The 11,537-nt window shown below is 64.5% G+C and carries 16 protein-coding genes; 11 read left to right on the top strand and 5 right to left on the bottom strand.

Annotated features, from left to right (window positions below):
• The first annotated feature begins 215 nt into the window (after positions 1–215).
• Positions 216–527, top strand: coding sequence for a YnfA family protein (locus VB738_RS10615; RefSeq protein ID WP_323305725.1), 312 nt, complete (start codon positions 216–218; stop codon positions 525–527).
• A gap of 241 nt (positions 528–768) precedes the next feature.
• Positions 769–1,155 (top strand): SOS response-associated peptidase family protein, encoded by a 387-nt coding sequence (locus VB738_RS16450; protein WP_416233174.1) that lies wholly within the window; start codon positions 769–771, stop codon positions 1,153–1,155.
• Between the two features lie 440 nt (positions 1,156–1,595).
• Here VB738_RS16450 and VB738_RS10605 read toward each other — a convergent pair whose 3' ends face one another.
• The 3 genes from VB738_RS10605 to VB738_RS10595 all read right to left on the bottom strand — a co-directional run bounded on the left by VB738_RS10605 (position 1,596) and on the right by VB738_RS10595 (position 3,231).
• On the bottom strand, positions 1,596–1,988 hold the full coding sequence (locus VB738_RS10605) for a DUF302 domain-containing protein (RefSeq protein ID WP_323305723.1): 393 nt from the start codon (positions 1,986–1,988) through the stop codon (positions 1,596–1,598).
• Positions 1,989–1,996: 8 nt separating this feature from the next.
• Complete coding sequence (locus VB738_RS10600; RefSeq protein ID WP_323305722.1) at positions 1,997–2,569, bottom strand: DUF305 domain-containing protein; 573 nt, start codon at positions 2,567–2,569, stop codon at positions 1,997–1,999.
• A 245-nt stretch (positions 2,570–2,814) separates the two neighbouring features.
• Positions 2,815–3,231, bottom strand: a complete 417-nt coding sequence (locus VB738_RS10595) for a heavy metal-responsive transcriptional regulator (RefSeq protein WP_094585091.1) — start codon at positions 3,229–3,231, stop codon at positions 2,815–2,817.
• Positions 3,232–3,294: 63 nt separating this feature from the next.
• On the opposite strand from VB738_RS10595, the gene VB738_RS10590 reads away from it, so the two are divergent.
• From VB738_RS10590 to VB738_RS10580, 3 genes are read left to right on the top strand one after another with little or no spacing between them, the layout of a single operon-like run.
• A complete protein-coding gene (locus VB738_RS10590) occupies positions 3,295–3,510 on the top strand; it encodes a DUF3721 domain-containing protein (RefSeq protein ID WP_094585092.1) in 216 nt (71 codons plus the stop codon).
• Positions 3,511–3,554: 44 nt separating this feature from the next.
• Positions 3,555–3,809: a DUF3721 domain-containing protein gene (locus tag VB738_RS10585; protein ID WP_094585204.1), complete on the top strand. Its 255-nt coding sequence runs from the start codon at positions 3,555–3,557 to the stop codon at positions 3,807–3,809.
• Entirely contained in the window at positions 3,806–4,096 is a 291-nt protein-coding gene (locus tag VB738_RS10580) for a hypothetical protein (protein ID WP_323305721.1), read from the top strand. Before VB738_RS10585 ends, VB738_RS10580 begins: the two co-directional genes overlap by 4 nt.
• A gap of 173 nt (positions 4,097–4,269) precedes the next feature.
• Here VB738_RS10580 and VB738_RS10575 read toward each other — a convergent pair whose 3' ends face one another.
• Positions 4,270–5,007, bottom strand: coding sequence for a DUF305 domain-containing protein (locus VB738_RS10575; protein WP_094585094.1), 738 nt, complete (start codon positions 5,005–5,007; stop codon positions 4,270–4,272).
• Between the two features lie 160 nt (positions 5,008–5,167).
• Here VB738_RS10575 and VB738_RS10570 point away from each other — a divergent pair, with 160 nt between their 5' ends.
• The 4 genes from VB738_RS10570 to VB738_RS10555 all read left to right on the top strand — a co-directional run bounded on the left by VB738_RS10570 (position 5,168) and on the right by VB738_RS10555 (position 8,654).
• On the top strand, positions 5,168–5,665 hold the full coding sequence (locus VB738_RS10570; protein ID WP_323305720.1) for a DUF411 domain-containing protein: 498 nt from the start codon (positions 5,168–5,170) through the stop codon (positions 5,663–5,665).
• Between the two features lie 35 nt (positions 5,666–5,700).
• A complete protein-coding gene (locus VB738_RS10565) occupies positions 5,701–5,829 on the top strand; it encodes a hypothetical protein (RefSeq protein ID WP_323305719.1) in 129 nt (42 codons plus the stop codon).
• Between the two features lie 114 nt (positions 5,830–5,943).
• Complete coding sequence (locus VB738_RS10560) at positions 5,944–6,354, top strand: hypothetical protein (RefSeq protein WP_143594055.1); 411 nt, start codon at positions 5,944–5,946, stop codon at positions 6,352–6,354.
• Between the two features lie 197 nt (positions 6,355–6,551).
• A complete protein-coding gene (locus tag VB738_RS10555) occupies positions 6,552–8,654 on the top strand; it encodes a heavy metal translocating P-type ATPase (protein WP_323305718.1) in 2,103 nt (700 codons plus the stop codon).
• Positions 8,655–8,670: 16 nt separating this feature from the next.
• On the opposite strand, the gene cadR is transcribed toward VB738_RS10555, so the two are convergent.
• The gene (gene cadR / locus VB738_RS10550; protein WP_323305717.1) at positions 8,671–9,087 is read right to left on the bottom strand and encodes a Cd(II)/Pb(II)-responsive transcriptional regulator; all 417 of its coding nucleotides are present in this window, start codon (positions 9,085–9,087) and stop codon (positions 8,671–8,673) included.
• Between the two features lie 203 nt (positions 9,088–9,290).
• Here cadR and VB738_RS10545 point away from each other — a divergent pair, with 203 nt between their 5' ends.
• The gene (locus tag VB738_RS10545) at positions 9,291–10,133 is read left to right on the top strand and encodes a vitamin K epoxide reductase family protein (RefSeq protein WP_416233173.1); all 843 of its coding nucleotides are present in this window, start codon (positions 9,291–9,293) and stop codon (positions 10,131–10,133) included.
• Between the two features lie 89 nt (positions 10,134–10,222).
• Entirely contained in the window at positions 10,223–11,533 is a 1,311-nt protein-coding gene (locus tag VB738_RS10540; RefSeq protein WP_323305715.1) for an Nramp family divalent metal transporter, read from the top strand.
• Positions 11,534–11,537 lie beyond the last annotated feature (4 nt).

Below are 11,537 nucleotides of genomic sequence, written 5' to 3'. Positions count from 1 at the left end.
CACTGCACCGCCTCACGTGCCCCAGACCCATCGGGTAGTCCCACTGGAACCCTGGCCCCGGTGCCATCGTCAGCCACTCCGCCTCCATTAACCCAACACCTTCAGAGCCCGGTGGCCTCGTCACCGGGCTCTTTCGAGTGGTCCAGTGCCTGCTCCATCGGCAGCGCAGCTGCTCAAGTCGCGCGGCGATACTGGATTCTCGTCACCTCCATGCCGTGCTGAGGACTGCCGGGCTGTTTCTGATCACCGCTGTTGCTGAGATCGTGGGCTGCTACCTCACCGACTTGGTACTGCGACACCAGCGCTCGGTTTGGCTGCTGATCCCAGCGGCCTTCTCGCTAGGGCTGTTCGCCTGGCTGCTTACCCTTCACCCCACAGCATCTGGGCGTGTGTACGCCTCCTATGGCGCCGTCTATGTGGCGATGGCCCTGGTCTGGCTGCAAATGGTGGACGGGGTTCCTCTCACCCTGCGAGACTTGATAGGTGGTGGCGTGATCCTCACAGGAATGACGATCCTGATGGGCTGAAGCCCGCGGCCGTAAGCCGGAAGACTTCTGAGCGTTGATCACAGCACCAGGCGCCGACCCTAAGGGTCAGTGAATTGTTGCAAGCCACCTGCAAGTCGACGTTAGAGACGAAGGTCTCCACACAGGGTCCCCTGCCGAAGGGATTTCTTGAGCGCTGCCAGCCGCGGCAGTAGGGGCGGCCCGGCGAACCGCTGCTGATCCAGCTGCAGCACCAAGGCCTGCTGGAGGTGGGCTACGCGCAGTGGGCCTCGTGCCGAGCTGGCTGAAGGATACCCGCGGCAAGAGTCGGCCGATCAATGCCCGCTGCGAAACGGTGAGCGAGAAGCCGTTCTTTCGTGGTCCCTGGCGCCATCACCGTTGCCTGCTGCCGGCCGATGGCTTCTACGGGTGGCGGCCGACGCCGGAAGGGGAGAGGGCCATGGCCCCAATGGGAAGAAACAGCCTTACTGGATCCACCGTCAGGACGGCGCCGCCTTCTGGTTGGGCGGCCTCTGGGACCACTGGATCGCTCCCGATGGCAGCGAACTCCAGACCTGCTGCATCCTCACTAACACCCCCCAATGCCCTGCCGCTTCCGATCCACGACCGCATGCCGGTGGTGATCCTGGATGGATGGGAAGAGGCCTAGTTGTTGCCGGAAGAAGCAGCCGAGCTGCGGGGGCTGGAGGCGCTGATGGGCCCCGTGGGATCCCGCCGGTTGAGAGGCGATTCCTGTCGACTGGTAGTGATCTGCAAACTCGCTTCGGTCATCGATTGATGAATAGGAGCCCATCTCTGAGGCACTCAATCCCCAAGCTTCTTTTCTAGCCACTGAGTCACCACTTAGACACCGATAAAACTCGGCAGATACGCGATCCACATGTTGGGGAGGTCCAGCTCTGAGTTGTTGATCAAAACAAGCCCACCATAACTAATCAGGCCTTAGATCAATGCTCTACGAAGTGGCCCAACAAGCTTCTTCAAGTGAGATGCAACAGCGGCACTCTTCTATGATATCTGCAGTAGCAATATTGACCGCTTTTTCAGGGCAGTAGCGTCCTTTGGGTTCAACTATGCAGAGCTTCTCGGCTAAGCCGCAGCGGCCTCGATGATCGCCGTGGTGGAGGTCTCCACCGCCCGGGCCACCTCCCGCAGGGAGGGATCGGCCGAGAGGCCCGCAAGCATCGCCTCGGGGCGGATCATCCCGAGGCGGGTCTGGCCGGCTTCGGTGTAGACGGAGATCCGGCAGGGCAGAGCCATGTTGAGCGCCATCGTGGTGCTGAGCACCGCGGCGGCCTGCTGGGGGTTGCACACCTCGAAGATGCGGCACTGCTCCGGGAACGGCAGGCCCTTGCTGCGCAGAGTGTTGCCCAGATCATGCACGGCCAGCACACCGAAGCCCTGGTTCACCACCGCCTCCTGGAGGGCGCTACTGGCCTCCTCGAAGGATTTCGGCGTGTCGCGAATGAAGAACGGATCCATGGCTGACATCAGGACGTTCCGTACCAGCTGCGATACCACTGCGCCATCTGTTCGATCTCCTGGCTCTGCACCCGAACCATGGCCTGCTGCAGCTCCCGCAGCTGCGGATGCTGGCTGTTGGATTGGGCCATCGAGGCCATCATCACGCCCATGCGGTGGTGCGGAATCATCTGCTCGATGAAGGCACGATCGAAATCAGGGGCGTTCTTCAGGGCGGCCAGGCTTGTACCCATCATTCCCATTCCGCCGCAGCAGCCCATCCCCCAGCCTGCGCCCGTGCCAGGACCCATGCCCATGCCCGTGCCAGGACCCCAGCCCGTGCCCGTGCCACGACCCCAGCCCATGCCCATCCCCATACCGCCCATGCCCATGGCTCCTCCGCTCGTCCAGCTGGGAACGTCCACGCCGAACCACTGCCGGTACCAGGTCCGCATCTGAGTGTTTTCACTCGTCTGACTGGCTTTGATGCTCTTGGCCAGCTCTTTGATCTCGGGTCGCTTCGCGCGGGTGAGGGCGAGATCTGCCATGGCAATCGCCCCGTCATGGTGAGGAATCATCATCACGATGAAATGCTGATCCATCGACTGGGAGCCCATCCGCCCCGGACCCATTTGACCAGCTCCCATTCCGCCTGCAGGGGCCGCCACCTGGGGAGCCTGAGACAGAGCAGGAGCTCCAAGCCAAAGGACGAGCGCCCCAAGTCCTGCTGTCGTCGCGAGTCGGTGCTGGATCATCAGCGTTGCTCCTTGGCGTCTGCCTGTCATCAGCATGGGGAGGGAGCAGGACGCTGGACACAACTCCGGGTCATTGCTTCACCTGGTCGCGGTCACACATGAAGATTGGGGCAGATCACTTCGTCGTCCTTGGCGGGATCGCTTTGCCAGCCGGCCAGCAGCTCCTTCAGTTCCGTTCTGAGTTGCCGCAGTTCCTTGATCTGGCCATCGATCCGCTCGATCTGCCGCCCCAGCTGGATCTCGATGTCGCCGCAGGGCAGATCACCGGCATCATGAACCGCCAGGCAGCCCTGGATCTCCTCCAGGCTGAGCCCAAGGGTCTTGAGGCGGCGGATGAACTCCAGACGGCGCAGGCTTTCCTCTGCAAAGAGGCGGTAGCCGCCTTCGCTGCGGCCGATCGCCGGCAGCAGGCCCAGGTCCTCGTAGTAGCGCAGGGTCTTGACCGGCAGGCCACTGCGCGACGCCAGCATGCCGATCTTCATTCCAGCAGTGATGCCGATGGACGCCATGACCTTGACTCTCCAGTTATGGGGAGACTCTAAGCTGCTCATCTGCTCTGCCTCGGGTCTCCCGTGAACCGCCTTTCCTTCTCATTCCTGCTTCTCTCAGGCATTGTCCTTGCTCCCATGGCCGCCAGCGCCCAGGACTACGACATGTTCCCGAGCAAAGCCGCTGCGGAACAGCGTGCCAAGGAGTTGAAGTGCAGCGGTGTCTTTGCGATGGGCAAGGACTGGATGCCATGTCAGAACTTCGATGCGTATCAGAAGGCCGTCTCCAAGGAGAAATGACCCGCTCTCGCGCCCGTTTCCTTGACCCCCGCAGCATCCACCCGATGAGCCAGCGCCACACCGGTCGCCTGTTGCCCTGCTACCGGTGGGCCCTTCTGGCGTCCTTGGCAGCGGCAGCCTTCTGCCCGCTTCTCACCATCCCACCGGCTGCGGCCCATATGAAGGGCATGTTCAAGACCAAGCAGGAAGCCGAAAAGCGCGCTGCTGAGCTCAAGTGCAAGGGTGCTTTTGCGATGGGCTCCCTGTGGATGCCTTGTGCCAATGAGCAGATGCTCCACAAAGCGCTTCAGAACGAATGAACCGCCGACACTTGCTACGACGGGTGCATCGCAGCCTCGTGCCCATGGCCGCTCTACCACTGCTGATCACGGCCCTGTCCGGTTCGCTCTATGGTGCCCTTTCGGCCCGCGACATCGAAGCCTTCTGGTTGATGAAGCTGCATACGGGCAACTTCGGGGTCATCAATCTTCAGCCCTATTACTCCACAGTTCTCGGAGTGCTCACCCTGTTCGTCGCTTGCTCAGGGATTGGTTTGTTGCAGGCTCCCTGGACTCGAAGGACGTCGGCATCGCCGCCGCCCAACTGAATCAGGCCGACCGAAGGGAATCAAGGAGACTCATGAAAGCTACACGAACAAGAAGGTTGCAGTTGTGAACTTGCGGCCGCTGTCAGAGGCTAAAAATTGCCATACGCTTCGGCATGTCCAGGCCCACGGTTAGGCCCGCCTTGGACAAAGCGAACCGTACCTGCTGAGCGCATTCAGAGAACAAACAGGGCGTCGTAGCGGTTATACTCCGGCTTGCGCAGGCCTTCGGTGGCCAGCATTCGTCGCAGTTCGATGATCTCGGCCCGCTGGGCCACGATCACGCCGTGAGCAAAGCGCCGAATCGTGCTGTTGGTGCTCTTGGCCAGGGCGTCGTGGGCCATGATCAGCGCCCCGCCGTGGTGCTCGAGCATCCCCTCCAGGAACCAGACCACCCGGTTGTCCTTGGTGGGTATCTCACCCATCATCCGCATACCATCGATCTGGGCCTGGCTCATGCGGGTGAGGCCGGCGAGGCTGTCGGGATCGCCGCCGCTGGCTAGGGCCACGGGATACACGGGCGCCTGGGGATACCAGGCCTTGCGCCAGAGCCCCATGGCCCGGATCTCGCCCGCCTGATCGCGCCAGATCGTCTTGCCGAGGGCTCCCACGCCAGGTGCACCGATGCCGAAGACGAATTCACTCATCCGCAGCGCGCCGGTGTGGTGCTGCACCATCCCATCGATGAAGCGCAGGTCGTAGGTGGCACCGGCGGGACCCACGTCATGGGCGTGGCCGGCATGGGCCGGGGCGGATCCGGCAGGGGCAGACATTCCAGGCCTGTTCATCATCCCTGGCATGCCTTGGTGCCCTTCATGATTCATGCCGCCTGGCATCTGGGCCAGGGCAGGAGCCGCCAGGCTGAGGGCAGAGGCGAGCCCAATCAAGGTGGCGGTGAAGCGTGGTGGGCGCATGGCGGCAGGGTCACAGCAACTCACCGTATGGTCTCCCCTTGGCGGGAGAGTCAAGGACCAGGGCCACAGCAAATCTGCGCCGGCCGATGCCAGCCCTCCAGGGCTTGACTCTCCTCCTGACTGGAGACCTTAAGGTAATGGCAAGCCTCATCGTCATTCCATGAACACCGATCACTTGTTTCGGTCTTCGCCTCTCTTTGGCTTGCTCGCCGGCATCAGCGCGCTCACAGCTGTCACCACAGGAGTTGGCTCAACCCTGCCAGTGGCGGCGGCCACCGCTCCGGTGCCCATCACCTCGTATCGCTCAGCCAGTTGTGGGTGCTGCAAGGGATGGATCCAGCACATGCGCGACAACGGCTTCCAGGTGCGAGATGTCGTCATCGCCGATTCCGACAGTGTCAAACGTCGACTGGGAGTCCCCAGTCAGCTGGCGTCCTGCCATTCCGCCCAGGTCGCTGGATATGTCCTCGAGGGCCACGTTCCGGCCGCCGATGTCAAGAGGTTGCTTCGGAGTCGCCCCCCGGTGGTGGGCCTTGCCGTACCGGGAATGGTGTTGGGTTCTCCTGGGATGGAATCGGCCAAAGCAACAGAGTCTTACAGCGTTCTGGCCTTCTCCTCCACCGGGCGAACCAGTGTTTTCTCGCGTCATTTCCCCTGAGGTCTCCCAAAGACCTTCTGCCGCAACCGGAGCACATGCCCCGCTTCTCCCAGCCCCATGCCATCGTGATGGGCTTGGGGCTGGGGGGCGTGATCAATTTCCAGCCCTTCGATCCCGATCGGATGGATATCCGAGATGGCCGCGACCAATCCCAGCGCCGCTGAAAAGACACGGTGCTGGTGCGCTCGGGGGAGAAGGTGCGCCTTCAGGTGAGCTTTCTCGATTTCGCAAGTCACACTCTCTCTCACTGCCACAAGCTCGATCAGGTTGATCCGTTCATGCGCCACGTCCTGACCCTGTCGCTGGCCTTTTGGTGGCTGGCGGCTCCGGCGATGGCGGCGGATATGGAGGTGTGTCGGAACCTGCTGGAGCAACGCCATGCCCTGGCCGAGCAGGCCATGAAGGCCGAAATCGCCCTGGTTCGCACCACCCGCGAACGGATCTGCCCGGTCCTCAGCCAGCAGGCCGATGGGGCCAATGCCAACGACCGCAATGAGACGACCATCGACTACCAGGCCCTGATCGAGTGCCGCCACAAGGCGGAAGAACAGCTGCTGCGCAGCCGGCGGGTTCTCTACGTCAACATCCAGCAGTTCAGGTTCTACACGGCGGCTGGAGCCAAGCTGGCCCGGCAAGCCGATGGGCTGATGCAGCCGTTGCGGGATCAGGAGTGTCCCCAGCTGCGTTGATCAACAGCCTGCGGCCACACAGCCCCAACCCACCCTTGACCCTGGAGTGACTACAGGCTGTTTGATGGGGCCTGGATGACCTGACCATGGCGGAACATTGCTGCAACAGCGGAACCAGTGGGCAGAAGGCCGGAGCCCCCATGGAGCCGCAGCCGGAGCCGGCAAGCGGCAGAGAAGCGCGGTTTCGGATCAGCGCCATGGATTGCGCCACCGAGGAAGCCGAGATCCGCCATGCCCTCGCAGGTGTCGACGGCATCCGCGGCCTGAGGTTCCTGCTGGCCGAGCGCGTTCTGGCGATCGATGCCGAAGCCGCAGGGCTCAACTCCGCCCTTGCTGCGATCCGCCGGCTGGGATTCAACCCGGAGCCGATCAGCTCCGATCACCGGCCTTCTGCCGCCCAGACCCGCGCCGAACGGCGCCTTGAACGGCTCCGCCTGGCGGGCTCCCTGGCACTGGCGCTCACGGCGGAGCTGCTGCATCTGGTCGTTCCCGCCTACCCGGGCCATGAGCTGGTGGAGATCGGGATCGCCATCACCGCGATCGCCCTGGCGGGCTTCTCCGTGTTTCGCAAGGGCCTGGCCGCCCTGCGCCAGGGCCGGCTCAACATCAATGCGTTGATGAGCGTAGCGGTCACGGGCGCCTTCCTGATCGGCCGCTTCCCGGAGGCCGCCATGGTGATGGCGCTCTATGCCGTGGCTGAGGCGATTGAAGCGCGGGCCGTGCAGCGGGCCCGCCAGGCGATCACCAGCCTGATGGCCCTGGCCCCCGATGAGGCGGAGATCCGCCAGAGCGATGGCCGCTGGCAACGCGTGGCCGCCAGTGCTGTGGCCATCGGAGATGTGGCGCGGGTCCGCCCGGGGGAACGGCTGCCGCTTGATGGCACGGTGCTCAGCGGCGAGAGTGCGATCAACCAGGCCCCGATCACCGGCGAAAGCCTGCCGGTTGACAAAGGCCCTGGTGATGAAGTGTTTGCGGGCACGATCAACCAGGGCGGCGCACTCGAGATCCAGGTGACGGCACCTGCCTCGCTCAGCACCCTGGCGCGCATCATCCAGGCCGTGGAGGAAGCCCAGGCCTCCCGTGCCCCGATCCAGCGCTTCGTCGATCGCTTCGCGGCCCGCTACACCCCGGCGGTTTTCGTGGTCGCCCTGGCCGTTGCCCTGCTGGCGCCGCCCGTGCTGGGGTTCACACCCATGCAGGGGATCTACAAGGCCCTGATACTGCTGGTGATCGCCTGCCCCTGCGCGCTGGTGATCGCCACCCCGGTCACGGTGGTGAGCGGCCTGGCCACCGCCGCCCGTCGCGGCATCATCATCAAGGGCGGCCTCTACATCGAAGAGGCCCGCAAGATCAAGGCGCTGGCCCTCGACAAGACCGGCACGATCACCCTGGGCAAGCCCAAGCTGGTGGCGTTCTCTCCACAGCAAGAAGGAGCAGACGCTGACGCGCTCAAACAGTGGGCCAGCAGCTTGGCGGAGCGCTCCGACCATCCGGTCTCGCGGGCGGTGGCCACAGGCCTTGATGGCGAGCGGCTGGCCGTGGAGGCCTTTGAGGCCCTGCCGGGGCGCGGGGTGCGCGGCGTGATCGCGGGGCGGCCGCTGATGCTGGCCAACCACCGCTGGATCGAGGAGCTGGGACTCTGCTCCAGCGCACTGGAAGCATCGATGCAGGTCCACGAGCGCCAGGGCCGCTCGCTCAGCCTGCTCGCGGATGACAGCGGCGTGCTCGCCCTGATCGCCGTCGCCGACACCGTTCGGCCCAGCTCGGCGGCGGCCATGGAAGCCCTGCGGGCCCTCGGCGTCACCCCGGTGATGCTCACGGGTGACAACGCAGCCACAGCCAGTGCGATTGCGGCCCTGGCCGGCATCGATGAGGTGAAGAGCAACCTGCTGCCGCAGGAGAAGCTCGAGGCGGTGGCCGCTCTGCAGGCCCGCTATGGATTCGCGGCCATGGCCGGCGATGGCATCAACGATGCCCCGGCTCTGGCCCAGGCGGACATCGGTTTCGCGATGGGGGCCGCGGGCACCCACATCGCCATCGAAGCGGCCGATGTGGTGATCATGAACGACGATCTGATGCGCGTACCGGAAACGATCGCCCTCTCTCGCCGCACCTTCACCATCCTGCGCCAGAACATCGCGCTGGCACTGGGAATCAAGGCCCTTTTCCTTGTGCTCACCGTGGCCGGAAATGCCACGATGTGGATGGCGGTCTTCGCGGACATGGGCACCAGCCTGATCGTGATCGCGAATGGCCTGCGGCTGCTTCGCACTCCCACGCTTGGCAAGGTCAAGGGCTGAGCGTGGTCGGGAACGATCAGATCTGAGCCTTATCGATTTCAGCCGAACGGTTCAACTCCATAAGGATGCCACAGGTCTTCACCTCATCCGGTTGCTGACAAAGCCCTCTGAGCTGCCGTAGCTGATCCTGGAGTTTGTGTAACTCATTCACGCGGGCATCGACCTCGGCGATCTTCTCGTCCAGCAGGGCATTCACCGTCAGACAGCTTCCGGCTGGAGCGTCCCGCGCCTCTATCAGGAGGCGCACCTCCTCCAGGCTCATGTCAAGGCTGCGGCAGTAGCAGATGAAGCGCAACTGCTCCACATCCCGCGGCGAATAGAGGCGATAGTTGCCATCGGTGCGCTGCGGCACCGGCAACAACTGCTCGCGTTCGTAATAGCGGATGGTTTCGATCTTGACCCCGGTGGACCGTGCCAGCTCGCCGATCTGCATGGATTCATCCCCCTGGGTTGGCAACTTGGGCGGACAAGCCTCCCTGGCGCAACGCTAGACCCTTGACCCTGAAGCCACTTCAGGCTTTTCAATGGCAGCATCTCCACCCTTCCCCCCCCCTTGTGAGCAGCGCCACACCATCCAAGCTCCTGTCCAGTCGTCGGGCCGCCCAGGAGCCAGGCCGGCCCTGGGGGCGCCTCACCATGGCCGTGCTCGCCACGATCGGCATGATCGACACCGGCTCGATCACCGCCAAGCGGTGGGGTTGGATCGGCAGCCTGTCCTGTCCTGGCGGTAGCGATGGCTGCGACAAGGTGCTCGGCAGCGCCTGGGGCACGCTGCTGGGCCAGCCACTATCTCTGTTTGGATTCCTGGCCTACGGCGCGGTGCTCCTGCTGGCCCTGATGCCGTTGCTGCGAGGGGGTCGGCGGGCCCCTGCCTCGGAGGGCAACTGGTGGGCTCTGTTCCTCGTCAGCTGCGGCATGGCCGTCTTCAGCCTGGTGCTGATGGGGCTCCTGGTCTTCGAGATCAAGGCCTTCTGCACCTTCTGTGTGGTGTCAGCCGCCCTCAGCCTCGCGCTGTTCCTGTTGAGCCTTGTTGGAGGTCGCTGGATCGACCTTGGCCAGCTGATCTTTCGCGGAGTGATGACAGCCCTCCTTGTCGGTCTGATGGGGCTGGGCTGGGCGGCCTCGGCGGACCAGCCTGTCGCTGCAAGCGGGCGCGCGGCCCCAGCTGTGGTCAGCGCCAGTTCGCCGGCCAAGATTGCCCTGGCGGAGCATCTGAGCAGCGTCGGTGCCCGGGTGTTCACGGCGTACTGGTGCCCCCACTGCCATGACCAGAAGGAGGCCTTCGGCAAGGAGGCTGCCGCCAAGCTCCAGGTGATCGAATGTGCCGAAGACGGTGCCAACACCCAGGCGCAGCTGTGCAAGCAGCAGGGGGTTCAGGGCTATCCCAGCTGGCAGATCAAGGGCGTTATGGATTCGGGCGTCAAGCCGCTGAACACCCTCGCCGATCTCAGTGGCTACACGGGTCCTCGCGACTTCTGAGCAGGCAATCACCCTGCCAGGCCAGCCATTCCCCGATAAGGGACCAACGCCACCCTCGCCCTAACCTCCAGCTCCGCTGGCATCGCTTCATGCCTGATGCACCGCTCGGCACCGCCGCCCGCATCGACACGCAGGCCGTGGAGGTGCCTGCCGGCCTGGGCACGCTGCGCACGTTCCTACGGGTGCTCGGACCCGGGTACCTGGTGGCCGTCGGCTACATGGATCCGGGCAACTGGGCCACCGATCTGGCGGCCGGTTCCCAGTTCGGCTATCGCCTGCTGTGGGTGATCGGGCTCTCCAGCCTGATGGCGATGGTGCTCCAGTCGCTCTGCTGCCGGCTGGGCATCGCCACGCGGCTGGATCTGGCCCAGGCCTGCAGCCAGCTCCTGCCGCGGTTCTGCCGGATTCCCCTTTGGCTGCTGGCCGAGGTGGCGATCATTGCCTGTGACCTGGCCGAGCTGGTGGGCAGCGCCATTGCCCTGCAGCTGCTTTTCGGTCTTCCCTTGCCCTGGGGGGTGGGCCTCACGGCCGCCGACACCCTGTTGCTGCTGGCGCTGCAGCGCTTCGGGATCCGCCGACTGGAGGCCCTGGTGATTGCCCTTGTGGCCCTTGTGGGCGGCTGCTTTGCGGTGGAGATGCTGCTGCTCCAACCCGACTGGGGCCAGGTGAGCCTGGGCTTTCTTCCCCAGGCCGCCAGCCTCAGGGACGGCCAGCAGTTGTTTCTGGCCGCCGGCATTCTCGGGGCCACGGTGATGCCCCACAACCTCTATCTGCATTCCTCACTGGTGCAGACCCGCCTCTGGGCCGGCGGCCGCGGGACGCAGCGCAGGGCGCTGGCCTTCAGCACCTGGGACACCCTGATCGCCCTCAGCCTGGCCTTTCTGATCAATGTCTCGATCCTGGTGCTGGCCGCCGGCAGCTTCTACGGACGGCTGCCACAGCCGGTCACGGACCTGAGCGAGGCCTACCGGTTGCTGACGCCGATGTTGGGCACCTCGCTGGCGAGCGTGTTGTTCGGCGTGGCCCTGCTGGCGGCGGGCCAGAGTTCGACGCTCACCGCCACCATGGCCGGCCAGATCGTCATGGAGGGGTTCCTGCAGATCCGGCTGCCGGACTGGAAACGGCGGCTGCTCACCCGAGGCCTGGCCCTGATCCCGGCGATGGCCACGGTGATCCTGTTCGGGGAACGGGCCACCACGAATCTGCTGGTGCTGAGCCAGGTGGTGCTGTCGCTGCAGTTGCCCTTCGCGGTGATCCCGCTGGTGTGGTTCTGCGGGCGGCGCGGTCTGATGGGGGAGCTCAGAGCGCCGCTCTGGCTTCAGGCAGCAGGCTGGCTGTGCGCCAGCGTGATTGTGATGATCAACCTCTCCTGGCTCAGCGCGGTGCTGCGGGGCGGCTGAACTG

It is taken from the genome of Cyanobium gracile UHCC 0139, from assembly GCF_034931325.1.
Classification (GTDB): domain Bacteria; phylum Cyanobacteriota; class Cyanobacteriia; order PCC-6307; family Cyanobiaceae; genus Cyanobium; species Cyanobium gracile_B.
Note: the sequence above shows the minus strand (reverse complement) of the source record. Positions and strands in the feature narration are given on the sequence as shown.